Below are 16,278 nucleotides of genomic sequence, written 5' to 3'. Positions count from 1 at the left end.
TAAACGTGGTCTGCCCCCATTTACCTAAAGAGATTTATTGAGCTTTGCCATTCAACTTTCCTACAAACTCTTCAATTACATTCGAGATGAGTTCTCCCTCCTCGGGAGAGACTAAAATATTCATGACTTGCTCATCACAAGTGCAGTCATAAATATCAAAACCCGTCCAGCCTTCAGACCAAAACTCTACAGTTGCCAGTTTCCCAAAGCCTTCCAACTCTACTCGTTCCAAGTCACCAAAATCTCCGCCTGCGAATTTTGAGCTCGTCACAGTGTAGCCTTTGAGCAGAGGCATAATTTTTATTTCAAACTGAAAATAATCCATATCCCCCTCACTTTTTATCTAAGATTTTAATATTTTTCACTTCAGGCAGATGTTCTCCGCCCTGCTTTTCCAACAGATACTGCTGAGACTTACTGGCATCTTGACCAATTGGGCAAAAGGGGACAGATTTATTTTCAATCTGCGATCTGCGATCTGCGATCTGCGAAGTCAGCTTAAGCTTAGATAAAAATAAATCAGTCCCCTTTTCCTCCTCTCAGGATCAGCCCTCATTTACCTTGGTTCAATTTCCGAAAAGACAGTTAAAGTACACAAATGGCAGTTATAACTTGCTGAGGCTCTTCCTCTAGTGGCACCCCCCACCCTGACACTTCAACTAAGCCGAAGCTCTCATCTGTCACAAACCACCCCTCACCTCTATCAAACTCCAAGGACGTATAGGGCATCAACTCTGCAACAACACTTCCCAACCCTATATTCGAGTGCAGCAACCCCTTATAGACAAAATCATTAGCAGGTTCGCCTGGAAAACTAAAGTCATAGATCTTTATTGCGAATACTTCTCCCTGCCTCAGCTGAATAGTTAGCGCAGGAATCCCTCTTTTATTCAAACTAACAATATCGCTTTCAAATAAGTCAAATATATACCCGCGCTCCCCTACCCCCCCCTCAGACCTTGCCATTTTAAGAACCGGAGATCCTTCAAAACGATACAGAGTTCGTTTATCGTCAATCGCATACATTGCCAGTTCTGACTCAAACTCGGCCTCACTCAACCCCAAAGGTATTCCCGCAAGAGATACCCCTGGAGAAATAGCCGCAAACCAAGATATAGAAAAACTATTCATTTAGGCACCCATTTGTTGGTGGCAGGATTAAACGATACTTCCTGCCCCTGCGGATTCATGAAAAGCGTATCCTTGTCGTAAATTGGCTCATTCGGCCCTTTAAACTGCGGCCTATATGTATCGGGATCAACAACTTTCACCGAGGTATTGTCGCCATACGTAATTCTATAGTATCCGCCTATATGTTTTGATTTGTTAGCACTATCAACTGTTGACGGACTATATTGAATTTCCTTAATCCCAGTTGCACTACCGGTAATCTCATACACTTGGGCATTACCTGACGTTTTGCTCTTTGTCGACAAGGTGGCAGTCGCGCCATCCATTGTGAGCGATTGTTTGAGATCTTCGATCGACCGTCCCCACACACTGGATGGATTTCCAATCATATCCCTCGGAATACCCGCCTGTCCTGCGAGATCTTCTCTCAAGCCTACGCGCGAAGTGGCGGATGTGGCAGGAGGAATATCGTCTGTAATCGGACCTCTTGTTGCCGAGGTAGTCGACGCAGATGATTCATTACTTTCTACGATACCGGTCTTAGTCGTTCCTTTACTGCTACCCGGCCTACCACCGCCCGCGGTATCTGCCAATACTTCTGCAGCATCCCCCCAGAAAGCGCCCGCCTCACCATCACGCTGAACAACAACCTCCCTCGTGATCGTATTTTGTGCAGCCTGGTTATTCTCGGTGATGACCCAGCCCACAGTTGCAGCCGCACCTATATCCCCGCTAAGCCGGAGTTGCTCTGCCAGTTCTCGGATTTTCGGTGCATCGGCTTGCAGTTGTGCCGAAAGCTGGTTGCAGGCCGTTATATTTTTCTGGCAAAGGCTGCCCAGCTCTGCATTTCTCTGCTCATCCAGATCGGCATAGCGTTCCCGCACTTCTGTTTTGCAGGTTTCGGTTGCGCACTTTGCCTGCTCATCGAGCATTTCCACGATTTCGTGGTGCATCAGGTAGTTGTAGTTGGTGGCGTCTTTCGCAATCGTGGCGCCGTCTTGAAGGTTACCGTTGCTCAAGGCAGCCGCGGCTACACCCACCAATTGGGAGGACATCGACAACAGGTTGCTGTCGTTCTTCACCAGCGTGGCCAACTGGGTAACCAGGGCCTCATTAGCGCCAGCGGCCAATGCACCCGTTTTGAAATCACCACCTGCTGCTTCGTTCAGCAACCCGCCAACAACTGCGTGCAATGCGATTTTCTCAAGACTCCCGTCCTTCCAACCCTGACTAGCAGCAAAGTCGCCTACCGCGTTGAATGCCGCCGCATTCAAGGTGCTCAACAGAGCACCTGTCAATGCGTTACCGAAATCCGCATGCTGACCAAGAGCCCCCCCCAAGACAGTCGAAGTGGTGTTCTGCAACAGCTGGTTACCGGCGAAACGGCCGATACCTTCCAGACTGCTCAAGTCGGTCATGACTTTGCCGGTAATCGGGTTCGTCGTGGTCTTGAGAACACTGTCGAAGTAACCTGCGGTAAGGCCAGCGGTCACTCCGGAAATCACGTAACTGGCCAGTGCATCCGAGGAAGTTACATCCTGGAATACAGCCCCAAGGTTTCCGCCGTTATTGATGAAGCTTGTCGTGGCATTTGTTGCCGCGCCGGTAGCCACAGCCGCAAAGGTCGCGGCCCAGAACGTGCCCATTCCGCTCAACGCTGTCAGGGCAGCCGGTCCGACGACGGCGGCCATGACGATCGCGATGATCATCTGCGATGCCGGACCAAGCCCCGAGTTGTTGTATTTGAACGACTCGTGAATCTCCTTCACCAGCCGCCAATCCACATCCCCCCGCGCCTCGGCTTCTTTCAACCATGCCAACTGCGGGTCAGCCTTGACCATGCTGTCGATGGTCTGGCTCACGGACTCCTGATTGACATCCTTGATATCAATCTTCAGCCCATCAACGGCCTTGATCACGATGTTGCCCTTGGCAATCATTTGTGTCTGACGCAAGGTCTCATCGGTGTTGCCGCGCCCTTTGGCCGAGACCCACGCGGCGTTGTTGTTGGTTTTGGTATGGCTCTCATCATGCAGATCCTTCACCCCTTCAAAGGTGATGGCGCCGCCGCTGTCGAGAACGATGTCCTTGCCGCTGTCGAGCTTGGCCACTTGATAGAGCTGGTCACCCTTGCTGACGAGCGAGAGGTTGCCACCGGTCTTGATCTCGCTACCCACGTGGGTGACCTGGGTGACTTCGTCGCGCTTGAGTTTCAGGCTGCCGAAGCCTCCCTTCTCTTTCATGTCATAGAGGGAATAGTCCTTGTTCTGCGCGGCCAGCAGGTTCAGATCATTGCCGGCGTAGACGTAGGCTTCATTGCCTGCGCTGATCTTGCTCGCAACCAGTGTGGTGTCGCGGCCGGAACTGGTTTTTACGTCGCCTCCAGCGATGAATTCAGCGGTTTTCTGAACGGTGTGGTTGTCTTCTTCGTGGACGCGTTTCTTGCCGTCCTTGCTGTGGGTTTCGACGTTGTTTTCGTCGCCGGCCGAGGACATGTAAATGTCGCGCTTGGCGTCGGCGTTGAGGTTGCCTTTGGCTTCGGCGGTGCTGGCGACGACGTTGATGTCACGGCCGGCGTCGAGCTTCAAGTTGCCACCGCTTTTCACCGTCGACGCAAGGTTTTCCACGGTGGTGGTGATGACGGAGCGATGGCCGCCATTGAACACTTCGTGCAGTTCGTTTTCGTTGCGCGTCGCCAGCAGGTTGATGTCGCGGGTGGCGCTCAGGCTGGCGTCGCCGCCGCTGCTGATTGAGGACGAATTGACCAGATCGTTGCCGGACTTAATGGTCAGGCTGTCGCGCGCAGTGATGTTGCCGCCCTCATCGACGAGGGTGCGCATGCCGTTGCCGTCACGCACCGCGATGGCGGTACGATCGTTGACGATGTCGCCTTTGAGGCTGGTCAGTTCGACCTGGTTGCCACGGATTTCGCCGGCCAGTGCGTTGCGAATACTGTCGGTGGCCATCAGCTTGATGCGCTCATTGGCTTCGACCAGGCCACCCTGATAGAGGCTGCCCTTCACATCGACAGAAACGTCTTTGCTCGCGCTCAAGGTACCGACGTTGACCAGATCGTTACCGGCCAGCAGTTCCAGATCACGGCCCTGAATCAGGCTGCCGCCACGCACGTTGCGCGATTCGGCCTGGGCCAGGTAGAGCACAGGCACCAGCACTTTCTGGCCGTCGACGATGCGCTCTTCCATCCACACGATGTCGTGGGTCAGTGCAGCGACCTGTTCAGAAGTCAGGCTGACGCCGACCGACAGGTTCAGTTCGTTCTTGCTGGCGAGCGCGTTATCCATCAGGTAACGGAATTGCTCGTAGTCGTTCTCCAGGCCATTGGCGAGGAAACGCTGACCGGTCTGGGCCATGACGGCGTCGCTGATCAGGCGCGATTCATAGCGGCCATCGCCGAGGCGGCGCGCGGTTTCATCGGCGCTGAAATTGAGTTTGCCGAGCAGGTAGTCGGAACTCATGAACGGCGCGGTCTGGGTCAGCTCCGGGTTGGTCTCGATCAGGTAACGGCTCTGTGGATTGCTGCTCTGCACGAACATGCCGTACGGGCCTTTCGGCAGACGGAACGTCGAAGACGCCGTCGGATCAACCGCCGCAAACGGCACACCTTTGAAGTCGACCGGAACAAAGCTGATCTGCTTCACGCCGTCGGCATCGACATGCTCGATGCGAGTCACGGCGGTCGGTGCCTGGACACTGGCATCGGTGCTGCGCTTGCCCAGATTGATGTTGATGCCACCGACCGCATCGGTCTGGTCGCTGGACAACGAACCGGTCAGTTGGCCATAAGTGTTCTCGTACAGCGTGCCGTTCTGAATGCTGTTGGTCACATCCAGCTTGACCTTGCCCCCGGCCTGGAGCACCGCCGCGTAAACGTTGTTGCCGTTGTCATTCCATGTGGTGACGTCGCTGGTTTGAGCAAAGCGCGAATCGCTGGAACGGCTGACCAGTTCTTCGAAACGAGCTTCATCGAAATTGCCCGCCGCAGTCGCCGCGTTGAAGGCCGGGATATCGATGAACTCCATCTGATCCCACAGGCTGTTGTCGATGTGCCCCGGCGTGCCAATCTGCACCACGCGATGGCCCGAACGCGATACCGCGCCTTTGTTCAGCAGACTGTCGGCCGTAATGCTCAGATCACCATTTGCTGCCAGCAGGCTGTAACGGTTTTCCACCTGATTGGCGTGAATGGTGAAGTTCTTGCCGGCGACGAAACGCGCCGCACGGGAGTCTTTGAGGACCCGGTCGTCGAAGTCGGTGGTGATGGTGATGTAGCCGCGTTTCCAGCCGTCACCGCCGCCGCAATGCTGACCGCAGACCCAACTGAGGCTGCCGGACGACTGCCCTGAGGTCATCTCGAATTCCGCCTTGGCGTTTTCCACCGAGACCGCGTTGATGTCGATGTCACCCTCGCCTTCGACGGTGCCCGACAGGTTGCTGAAGACCGCAGCGCGACCACCACCGACGGCGTCGAAGCTGAGGTTGCCACGGCTGTAGATGTCGCCGTAGAAGTTGTTCAGGCTGTTTCCGTGCAGCTTCATCGTGCCGCCGCTGAACAGCAGCGTATCGGCGCCGTTGTAAATGCCGTTGGCGGCGGTGAATTCGAGGTTACCTTGGGCGCCGAGGGTGCCTTTGTTGTTGATCTGCGCCGCCGTCACCATGAGGTTCTGGTTGGCGATGAGGCGGCCGACGTTGTCCAGCGTGCCGCGCAGGGTCATGACGGTATCGCCACCGCTGACCAGTCGACCGTCCTGTTGAATCACGTCGTTGGCGTTGATCGTGAGTTTCTGCTGCGCCGAGACTTTACCGCTGTTGAGCAGATTGCCGCCCAGGTTCAGGGTCAGGTCACCGTCGCTCGCCAATTGCCCGGCGTTGTTCAGGTTGGCGACATTCAGATTCAGTGTCGAAGCACTGGCGATCCGGTCGCCGGCGTTGAGCGTCAGGTCCTGCGCGCTGGTGTAAGTCAGCCCGCCGTTGAGCTGCCAAGTGCCGACGCCATTGACCGCGCCAACATCCCATACGCCCTTGCCCAGACCGGTGAGGCTGCCTTGGGTGCCGGTCAGTTGGCTCAGATCCAGATCGAACAGACCCTGCGCCGCGTGGCGCACGTTGCCGCTGAGGTTATTCAGTTGCGCGCCGGACAGCACCAAGTCCTGGCTGCCGATTTCGATCACGCCGCTCTGATTGTTCAGGTTCCCGGTCAGTTTGATCTGACTTGCGACGCCACCTAACGCACGGATCTGGCCGCCAGCGCTGTTATCCAAGCCGCCGGCAGTGAGTTTGAGGCTGGTGGCCGATTCGATCAGCCCGCCCTGATTGAGAATCTGCCCGACCGCTTCGAGGCCCATTTGATTGCTACTGATCTCGCCGCCGGTGTTGTCCAGGCTGGTGCCGGTGAAGATCAGCTGATCCTTGCCGAACAGTTTGCCGGCGCGGTTGGTCAGACGGGTTACGGTCAGCGTCAGGTCATCGATCAGGCTGGAAATCAGCCCGGCCTTACCGTTGACTGCGCTGTTGTCGAGGTCGGCGCTGGTGATATTCAGCGAGTCGGCTTGCAGGGTGCCGCCCTGGTTCTGCAGACTGCCGGTACCCAGCGCCAGTTCGGCGTGGCTGCCGTTGGCGAGGATGATGCCCTGCTGATTGAGCAGGGTCTGGCCGGTGATTTTCAGGCCGTCGCTGCCGGCGATGATCTGCCCGCCCGCGTTGTTGTTGATCGCCGCGCTGGTGATGTCCAGACGCTTGCCTTGCAGGGTGCCGCCACGGTTGTCCAGCGACGTGAGTTGATCGAGCAGCAGACGCTGATCGCCGGCATCGACCACACCGGTCAGGTTGCTGAACACACCGGCAATGTTGAGGACAACATCACCGCCGTTGCCGACGATGCCGCCCTTTTCATTGTTGCTAAGTTGCGTGGCGTTGATGTCGATGGTTTTGCCGAGCAGGACACCGGCGCGGTTATCGACGACATCGCTTTCGATGTGCAGGTCGGCCTCGCTCTGGATCCGGCCCTTGTGGTTGAGCAGTTGCGATTGGCCCGGCGCGGTTTGCGTGAGGAGCAATCGCGCGCCATCGGCACCCGCCGCCAAAAGGCCGCTGTCACTGTTATCGAGGCTGGCGGCGTGCAGCTCCAGACCGTCGGCGATCATGCGCCCGCCACGGTTGTCGATGTGGCCGTCTTTCGCCACCATCAACAGTTGTTTTGCGGCAACGATACCGCCACGGTTATCGACCGAGCCGGCCTGAATGTCGATGTCAGCCTGACTGGATTGCAAGCGACCCAAGGCGCTGTTCAGGTGTTGCTGGACGACTAGCGTAAGCTGGCCGGTTTCGGCGCTGATCGTGCCGTCATTGTTGCCGGTGAGATTGCGCAGGTTGGCATCGACCACGCCGCCGAGCAGCTTGCCGCTGGCGTTTTGCACATCCTGCGCGGTCAGGTTGAGGCGGTCGGTGCCTTGAATCAGACCTTGGCTGTTGTCCAGGTCTGCGCTGGTGATCAAAGTGTCAGCGGAGGAAATCGTGCCTTGGGCGTTGTCGAGCGCGCCAACGCTGTTCACCTCAAGGGTCTTGCCGGTCAGGCTGGCGTTGCGGTTGTTGATGCTCTGCGCGGCGACCGTCAGGCGTTCCGACGCCTGCACTTTGCCGTCGTGGTTATCCAGATCCTGCGTCAGCGTCAGTTCGGCTGTACCGTTTTCGGCACTGATGACACCTTTGTCGCTGTTATCGAGGCGCGCCGCGGTGACCTTGATCTGGTCAGCCGCCAGCGTACCGCCCTGATTGAGCAATTCGCCGCCAGACACTGCCAGTGTGGTTTTCGCCTGAAGCTTGCCTTTGCCGTTGTCCAGACGCTCACGGGCGACCACTTTGGCGTCGCTCTGGCTGGCGCCGATCAGGCCGCTGCTGTTGTCGAGTTGGCGGGCATCGATGTCCAGGCGCCCAGCGATGATTTTGCCGTCGGTGTTTTTCACTTCTCGGGCATTGAGCTTGAGGCTGCCGCCGGCGATTTCGATGCGGCCGTGACGGTTGTCCAGACTGTCGACCACCAAGGTCGCCGCTTGGTTATCGGCGAAGCGAATCAGACCGTTGAGGTTGACGATGGCCGGAGCGCTCAAGGCCAGGCGAGTCTCACCGTAAATGCGTGCATTGACTCCTTGGTTGACCAGACGCGCAGCGTTGAGGATGACGGTTTTTGCCTGGACGATGCCGTTCTGGTTGTCCAACACAGTCGCTGCCGTGGCATTCAGGGTGCGGCTGGCCAAGACACTGCCAGTGTTGCTCACGGCGGCGCTGTTGATGGCCAGATCACCGGTGGCATTGCGACTGTTGTCGGCATTCACCCCGGCTTCGATCACGCCATTGTTGGTCAGCTTGCCGCCGCTGCTCAGGCTGACGCTGTCGCGGGCGGCCAGGCTTTGGCGGTTGATCAGTTGCTCGGCGGTTTGCACGTTCAGTTGCGTGCCGGCGTACACCGGCCCTTGAGCATCGAGGCTTTTCGCTTTGATGGCGACGGCGTTGCTCGCCGTGACCTTGGCCATGCTCAACTGGCCACTGGCGTCGATCTGGATATCACCGGCACTGGCCGCGAGATCGCCCGCCAGTTTCACGCCGACGCCCTGCTCGGTGCCTACCAGTTTGATCGCACCGGCATACATGCCGCCGAGCGCCGAGGAGTCGATGGCCAGTTGTGGTTTGGCGCTGCCGTCGTCGGCGCGCGCAGTGGCAGCGAGAGTGTCAGCGTTGACGTCGTTGCGGCCGGTGGTGATGTTGAGGTTCTTGGCGTGGATCTGCGCGTTGATCTGCGCACTGCGGGTGATGATTTCGAAGCTGTCGACGCTGTTCGCATCGAGGCCGACACCATCGATGGAGATGCTGCCCTGATCCACCTGAAAATGATCCAGCCGACCGTTGTCGAGCACCGGTTTACCGGTGGTCAGCGTCACGCGCGGGGTGTTGATGAAACCGCACCCGTTGCAACTGATGCCGTAAGGGTTGGCGACGATGACCCGCGCCGACTGCCCCGCCACTTCGGTGTAACCGCGCAACTGGCTCGGGCTGCCGCCGTTGACTTCGTTGAGGATGGCTTGCGCCGCCGCTCCACGCAGATTCTGGTTGCCGAGAATGATCCCGCCCAGTTGCGTCAGTTGTGTGCGCGCGGTGGCGTTGTTGAGGATGACGCCCTGCGCGCCGACGTTGTAATCGTGAAACTGATTGTGCGACAGCCCGCTGGCGTTGGGCGCGGCGATGTTGACGATCGGCACGCCATTGCCCGCGCGATCCAGACTGGTGCCCGGCGCGTTGACCACGATGCCATCCGCCTGCGCCCACATCGGTTGCCAGAACATGACGTTGGCCAGCAGGAACGCTAGGCCGCGTTTAGGCATGCCCCAGAAGTGCTCGCGCGGTTTGACGGCCGCAGAAGGTTGGCCGGCCATGAAGGTCAGGTGGCGAATGTCCATATCAGAATCTCGGGGCAGGCAAAAATTAAATGAAGAAATCCAGACGGAAGTAGATCGGCGCTTCACGCTCGGTCAGCGCGTCCGGTCGTTCCAGGGAATGGGCAAAGGTCACGCCGGCAGAGACGTATTTGCCACGGGCGAACAGGTCCAGCGAGTTGCTCGACATACGGCCGTGCTGATTGCCGTTGTAGCGATCACCGCGAATCACACCCTGGTCGTAACCCAGGCTGGTACCGTATTCGGAGAACACCGGTTGCAGCCATTCGATGGTCACCGGACGCGACCAGCGCAGATCGTTGCGCCAGTAACCACCGCTGTCGCCGGACAGCGATTGATCCTTGTAGCCACGGATCGACGAGGATCCGCCGAGGCTGGTGCGCTGTGAGCTGAACAACACGTCTTCACTGCGCTGGCCGGTCATCAGGCTGCTGAAACTGAACGACTCGCCCCAGAGTTTGAATGGCTGCAAGTAGCTCAGGGTGGCGGTGTATTTGCGGTAGCGCGCATTCGGCTCACCGGGGCCGGGGTCATGGCTACCCTGTGCGTCGAATGCGCCAATGCCTTCCTGCATACCGGCGTCGAAGTTGACGAAGGCACTGCCAACACGGCGACCGTGGTTGAAGCCGAACTGCGCTTCGCTGATGCGGTTGCTACTCAACTTGAGTTTGCTGTCTTCGATGAAGCTGTTGGTGCGCAGGTACGACAGGCCGGTGCTCAGCGAGGTCTTGCTGACGGCGTCGCGGTGGATCACCCGCTCGGCGCGCAACTGATGGTTTTCGCTGTCACCGGTCTGTTTGAAGTTGTAGCCGTTGGCGGCGATTTGTGAGCGGTACTCGCTCTGGCTGTAGGTGTAGCTGAAGGTCCACCAGCCCCACGGCAAGCTGTAATTGAGCATGGCATTGTTGGAGGTGTGCTGGTGATCGGTCATCGCGTCGTGACCGCCGCGCAGGCTCAGTTGATCGGCCAGACCCAACGGGCTGTCCCAGTCAAACGTGGTGCCCCACTGCTGCTCACCGGTGCTGCGCTGGCCGTCGTTGTTGCGTGACAACCCAACTCGCCATGGCTTTTGCGGGGTGTTGTTGACCAGCACTTCGCTGCCACCGACGTTCTGGCCGGGCGCCAGCTCCATTTTTGCCTGGTTCGAAGGCAGACGATTGAGCTGATCGACCATTTGCTCGATTTCGCGCAGGTTGACCAGTTCACCGGTTTTGCCGGGAAAGGCCATTGCCAGTTCGCGCTCCGAGAGCTGGCTGTTTTCCGCACCCTTCATGCCTTCGAGCTTGCCTTCGACCACCAGCACTTGCAGGTGGCCGGTGGACAGATCCTGCTGCGGCAAGTAGGCGCGGCTGGTGACCAGACCTTTCTCGATGTAGTAATCGGTGATGACCTTGAGCAGTTCGTTGAGCTGAGGTACGCCCAGGCATTCGCCGATGTAGGGTTTGAGCAGGCGAGTCTTGTCGCGCTCGGAAAGACTGTCGGCGCCCTTGAGCTCGACGTCTTTGATCGGGAAGCAGCGGGTATCGGTGGGGGCTGCCGGTTGCGTAGGCTTGGCGTCCTTGCCGGGCAGGTCCTTGAGCTCTTCGAGTCGCCGCTGCTGCTCTTCGAGCAGGCGATTCTGGCGGTCACGGATAAGGTCGGTTTCACCGGGTGTAGGAGCCGCAGCGGCAATCTGGAGTGGAGACAGGCACAGCAACGCTACGCACAACCTCGCCACGAGGGCGGGTGAGGACATGTTCGATCCCTCGATACGAAAGTGACATCAAAATAGTGGCGCGATATTAGATGGCCATCATTTTGACGTCAAACAATCGTTTCGACCTTTTGTCGAGTTTGTATCAAGGATTGAACAAGCGGGGCCGTTGCAGCTCCGCAATGCTTCTGACTGGCTTACCCGCGAATACGGTGCTCATCAAAGGCATAATCTTCCTGGCAATCCGCCGAAGGACCTTTCTCCACATTGACGTAATGCACCGTGTCAGCATCGGTAAACTTGTAGGTGTAAATATCAGGCGCAGCGACGCCATTGGTTCTCAGCACACTCTTGCCATTGGTAGCTGCCCAGGTGCCATGCTCGGTTTGCACCCTCTGTGTCTGCTTGGCGTCGCGGAAAAAGGTGATGGAGAAAGTACCGTCGGCGTTGAACTGGTTTTTCCAGGACATGAACTGGCATTTTCCGTTTTCGTCGCGCTGACCTTTCCATGAACCGACCAGCGATGGATCAACGACCGGCTTAGTAGTGGCGCAGCCAGACAATGTGGCGGCCAGAATAATAAGTGCCAGGGAGAGATTCCGTTTCACAGGGTATTTCCTTTTTTTCGATAAATTCAGTGCGCTGTGCATGCCGACTCAACTTTTTACGAGCGTGCGCTGCCGGGGTTGAGTAACGTCATAAACATGCTGTTCGCAATGCTCACCGCTGAACTGGAACTCCACCTGGTAGACCTTGCCACGCTCGGGAGTGAAAACAGTGGTCAGCGGCCCACAGGTATAAATACCCGCCGTAACCCGGCTGTTCGAATACCCCGAAACCTCAAAGGGCTTACCGGCATCCGCTTGTGCCTCCACTTGCGGGAAGCGCTTGACCGTGGCGCTGTTGGCCACTTCATTGAGTTTGGCGATCCAGCCGAAAACGTGGCCCCGACCTGAATCGACGACCGTGCCAAGCACTTCCATTCGGCGATCAGGGTCATCCGCACGCCGGATGGAAAACTCCACCGGATTGGTGCCACCGGAGGCTTTCATGATGACCTTGGCGTGCTGGTCATCCGTTGCCACTTTGTTCTGGCCCAGTTGAACACCATCTTTCAGCAGGCTTGGAGAGGAATCCCGAACATTGGAATGGCAGCCTGCCAGCGTGAAAATCACAGCCAGAGGCAATAATGCGCGTTTATTCACGGACGAAGTTTCTCGATTAAGGACAGGAGCCAGGAATGACATTAAAATAGTGGCGCAATATTATTTGGCCATCATTTTGGCGTCAAACCTTTGTTCGTCAGTGCTCAACACCCAGTCGCGTCGCGACGCCATCGTGTGCAAGCAGGCGACCATCGGCCGCGATCAACTCCAGCTTGCGAATCGGCTGCCGGTTTTGCGCATCAACCATCACCGAACCCGGTTCACCCGGCGCATACATGAACTCACCGCCCCACTGCGACAGCGCGACGATCACGGTCTGCAAGGCTTTGCCGCGCTCGGTCAACACGTATTCCTTATAGGCGCCGCCATCGGCCGCTGGCAGCGCTTGCAGAATGCCCTGCTCCACCAGACCTTTGAGGCGCGCGCTGAGCATGTTCTTGGCGATATCCAGACTCTTCTGAAAATCATTGAAACGCCGAATCCCGTCCAGCGCGTCACGAATGATCAGCAACGACCACCAGTCACCAATCAGGTCCAGTGTCCGGGCAACGGGGCAGGCATTGCCCTGCAAGCTTTTGCGTTTCACGTCGACATACTCCCTCGATTCAGTCCCCGCCGTGCGGCTTTGAGTTGCATCATACAACTCTGGCGCCCATCCACGATTGATCCGACGCAAAACCAGCACCTGCATACAAGTAGCCGGAGCGCTTTGCGCTGATAGTGAATGTCGCCATTCCGGCACAACGTGCGATCCCTGACGCAGGAGTTTCCATGAGCACCTTCACCACGCAAGACGGTACCGAGATTTACTACAAGGATTGGGGCAGCGGTAAGCCTGTGCTGTTCAGCCACGGCTGGCCGCTGGATGCCGACATGTGGGAATACCAGATGGAATACCTGAGCAGCCGTGGCTATCGCACCATTGCGTTCGATCGTCGCGGTTTCGGCCGGTCCGATCAGCCGTGGACCGGTTATGACTACGACACCTTTGCCGATGACATCGCGCAACTGATCAACCACTTGGACCTGCGTGATGTGACGCTGGTGGGCTTCTCCATGGGCGGCGGCGACGTCAGCCGCTACATCGCCCGGCATGGCAGCGAGCGCGTTGCCGGTCTGGTGTTGTTGGGCGCGGTGACGCCGCTGTTCGGCAAGAAAGCCGACTTCCCGCAGGGTGTCGACACCTCGGTGTTCGACGGCATCAAGGCCGGCCTGCTGCAGGATCGTGCACAGTTCATCGCCGATTTCGCCGCGCCGTTCTACGGCACCAACCAAGGCCAGAAAGTCTCTGACGGCGTGCTCACGCAAACGCTGAACATTGCTCTGTTGGCTTCGCTCAAGGGCACCGTGGATTGCGTGACCGCGTTCTCGGAAACCGACTTCCGCCCGGACATGGCCAAGATCGATGTGCCAACCCTGGTGATCCATGGCGACGGCGATCAGATCGTGCCGTTCGAAACCACCGGCAAACAGGCGGCGGCGCAGATCAAGGGCGCTGAACTGAAGGTTTACGCCGGGGCGCCGCATGGTTTTGCGGTGACGCATGCGCAGGCGTTGAATGAAGATTTGCTGGCGTTTCTCGACCGGTAAAACCGTTCAATCAAACCTGACACCACACCTGTGGCGAGGGAGCTTGCTCCCGCCGGGTCGCGAAGCGCCCGCTCTTTTGATTTAAAAAAGACAGGCCTGCTGCGCAGTCCAGCGAGAGCAAGCTCCCTCGCCACAAAATCATCATTGGCTGATAGCCGTGCGTAGCTTCCCCCCGCCGCAACGCCACGTATTTAAAGGCATTCAGCCCTCTGCATCAGAATTTTATCTTCACATCCCAGCTTAATAATATTTTACCGATACCCCCCTCCTCCCTAGTCTGACCTCAAGCCAAACGGACAAGCCAACAGCGGCCCGAATCCCACTGCCTTGCTAGGAAGGATGTAGAGATGACCCCTGAAATAATAAAAACAGACACGCTGATCGTGGGTGCCGGCCAGGCAGGCGTCGCCATGAGCGAGCACCTGAGCAAACTCGGTGTGCCGCACCTCGTGCTGGAGCGCAATCGCATTGCCGAACGCTGGCGCACCGGGCGCTGGGACTCGCTGGTGGCCAACGGCCCGGCGTGGCACGACCGCTTTCCCGGCCTGGAATTCGATGACGTCGATCCCGACGGTTTCGCCCCAAAAGAACGTGTGGCCGACTATTTCGAAGCCTATGCGAAGAAATTCAATGCACCGATCCGCACCGGTGTGGAAGTGAAAAGCGTGGTGCGCAATGTCGGTCGCCCGGGGTTCACTGTCGAGACCTCTGAAGGCGTGATCGAAGCCAGCCGCGTAGTCGCCGCGACCGGACCGTTTCAGAAACCGGTGATCCCGGCGATTGCCCCGCAAGACCAACGTTTGTTGCAGATCCATTCCGCTGACTACCGTAACCCGCAGCAACTGCCGGCAGGCGCAGTGCTGGTGGTCGGTGCCGGTTCTTCCGGCGTGCAGATCGCCGATGAGCTGCAACGCTCTGGCAAGCAGGTTTACCTGTCGGTCGGCGCCCATGACCGCCCGCCGCGCGCTTATCGCAACCGGGATTTCTGCTGGTGGCTGGGCGTGCTCGGCGAGTGGGATCAAGCGGCGATGAAACCGGGGCGTGAGCACGTGACCATCGCGGTCAGCGGCGCCCATGGCGGTCGCACCATCGATTTCCGTGGTCTGGCCCATCGCGGCATGACCCTGGTCGGCGTGACTGAATCGTTCAATAACGGCGTGGTGACCTTCAAGCAAGACCTGCTCGGCAACCTCACTCGCGGCGACGAAAACTACCTGGCGCTGCTCGATGCTGCGGACGCCTACATCGAACGCAACGGCCTCGATCTGCCGGAAGAACCAGAAGCGCGCGAAATCTATCCGGATCCTGATTGCGTGAAAAACCCATTGGTCGATCTCGATCTGGCCAAGGCTGGCGTCACTTCGATCATCTGGGCCACCGGGTTTGCCGTGGATTATTCGTGGTTGCAGGTCGCAGCCTTCGACGACAAGGGCAAGCCGGTGCATCAGCGCGGCGTGTCGAGTGAGCCGGGGGTGTATTTCCTCGGTCTGCCGTGGCAGTCGCGCCGTGGTTCATCGTTTATCTGGGGTGTTTGGCACGACGCCAAACATGTCGCCGACCACATCGCCACCCAGCGCAAGTACCTCGACTACCGCGATGCCGAGCAGCGCGAAGCCGAGTTGCACCAGAACAGCCACAGCAAAGCCGCCGACACCGTCGACGCTTGAAATCCCTTTTTCGCGCCGGCGCCGATTGCGCCGGGCAAACCTTCTTCAGGAGCCTTTCATGAGCCAGCCCACCCACACTCGCATCCGCATGTTCAACACCAAGGACACCTACCCGAACCAGACGCTGGACAACGACCTGTGCCAGGCCGTGCGTGCCGGCAACACCGTGTATGTGCGCGGTCAGGTCGGCACGGATTTCGACGGCAATCTGGTCGGCCTGGGGGATCCGCGCGCGCAGGCTGAACAGGCCATGCGCAACGTCAAGCAACTGCTCGAAGAAGCCGGCAGTGACATGAGCCATATCGTCAAGACCACCACGTACCTCATCGATCCGCGTTATCGCGAGGCGGTGTATGGCGAAGTAGGCAAGTGGCTCAAAGGCGTGTTCCCGATCTCCACCGGGCTGGTGGTGTCGGCGCTGGGACAGCCGCAGTGGTTGATGGAGATTGATGTGATTGCGGTGATTCCTGAGTAAGTCAGGAAACCGAGCCGCGGCCTTCGCGAGCAGGCTCGCTCCCACATTTGGAATGCATTTCCATGTGGGAGCGAGCCTGCTCGCGAAGAGG

General features: G+C 58.1%; 10 protein-coding genes. 3 read left to right on the top strand and 7 right to left on the bottom strand.

Annotation, left to right across the window (positions count from 1 at the left end):
• Positions 1-34: 34 nt before the first annotated feature.
• From BK670_RS05725 to BK670_RS05695, 7 genes are all read right to left on the bottom strand, one after another.
• The gene (locus BK670_RS05725) at positions 35-325 is read right to left on the bottom strand and encodes a hypothetical protein (RefSeq protein WP_123448973.1); all 291 of its coding nucleotides are present in this window, start codon (positions 323-325) and stop codon (positions 35-37) included.
• A gap of 260 nt (positions 326-585) precedes the next feature.
• Entirely contained in the window at positions 586-1,131 is a 546-nt protein-coding gene (locus tag BK670_RS05720) for a hypothetical protein (protein WP_123448972.1), read from the bottom strand.
• Positions 1,128-9,599, bottom strand: coding sequence for a two-partner secretion domain-containing protein (locus tag BK670_RS05715; protein ID WP_123448971.1), 8,472 nt, complete (start codon positions 9,597-9,599; stop codon positions 1,128-1,130). Before BK670_RS05715 ends, BK670_RS05720 begins: the two co-directional genes overlap by 4 nt.
• A 25-nt stretch (positions 9,600-9,624) precedes the next feature.
• Positions 9,625-11,331: a ShlB/FhaC/HecB family hemolysin secretion/activation protein gene (locus tag BK670_RS05710; protein ID WP_123448970.1), complete on the bottom strand. Its 1,707-nt coding sequence runs from the start codon at positions 11,329-11,331 to the stop codon at positions 9,625-9,627.
• Between the two features lie 155 nt (positions 11,332-11,486).
• Positions 11,487-11,897: a hypothetical protein gene (locus BK670_RS05705; protein WP_123448969.1), complete on the bottom strand. Its 411-nt coding sequence runs from the start codon at positions 11,895-11,897 to the stop codon at positions 11,487-11,489.
• Positions 11,898-11,945: 48 nt separating this feature from the next.
• A complete protein-coding gene (locus BK670_RS05700; RefSeq protein ID WP_123448968.1) occupies positions 11,946-12,494 on the bottom strand; it encodes a hypothetical protein in 549 nt (182 codons plus the stop codon).
• A 97-nt stretch (positions 12,495-12,591) separates the two neighbouring features.
• A complete protein-coding gene (locus BK670_RS05695; RefSeq protein WP_123448967.1) occupies positions 12,592-13,041 on the bottom strand; it encodes a winged helix-turn-helix transcriptional regulator in 450 nt (149 codons plus the stop codon).
• A 185-nt stretch (positions 13,042-13,226) separates the two neighbouring features.
• Here BK670_RS05695 and BK670_RS05690 point away from each other — a divergent pair, with 185 nt between their 5' ends.
• From BK670_RS05690 to BK670_RS05680, 3 genes are all read left to right on the top strand, one after another.
• Positions 13,227-14,045 (top strand): alpha/beta fold hydrolase, encoded by an 819-nt coding sequence (locus tag BK670_RS05690; RefSeq protein WP_123448966.1) that lies wholly within the window; start codon positions 13,227-13,229, stop codon positions 14,043-14,045.
• 347 nt (positions 14,046-14,392) lie between these two features.
• Positions 14,393-15,712 carry a flavin-containing monooxygenase gene (locus BK670_RS05685; protein WP_123448965.1) on the top strand — a complete coding sequence of 440 codons (1,320 nt, stop codon included), beginning with the start codon at positions 14,393-14,395 and terminating at the stop codon, positions 15,710-15,712.
• Between the two features lie 58 nt (positions 15,713-15,770).
• Positions 15,771-16,187, top strand: a complete 417-nt coding sequence (locus tag BK670_RS05680; RefSeq protein WP_007910844.1) for a RidA family protein — start codon at positions 15,771-15,773, stop codon at positions 16,185-16,187.
• Positions 16,188-16,278: the final 91 nt, after the last annotated feature.

Source organism: Pseudomonas fluorescens, from assembly GCF_003732425.1.
In the GTDB taxonomy this organism is placed as follows: Bacteria; Pseudomonadota; Gammaproteobacteria; order Pseudomonadales; family Pseudomonadaceae; genus Aquipseudomonas; species Aquipseudomonas fluorescens_BE.
Note: the sequence above shows the minus strand (reverse complement) of the source record. Positions and strands in the feature narration are given on the sequence as shown.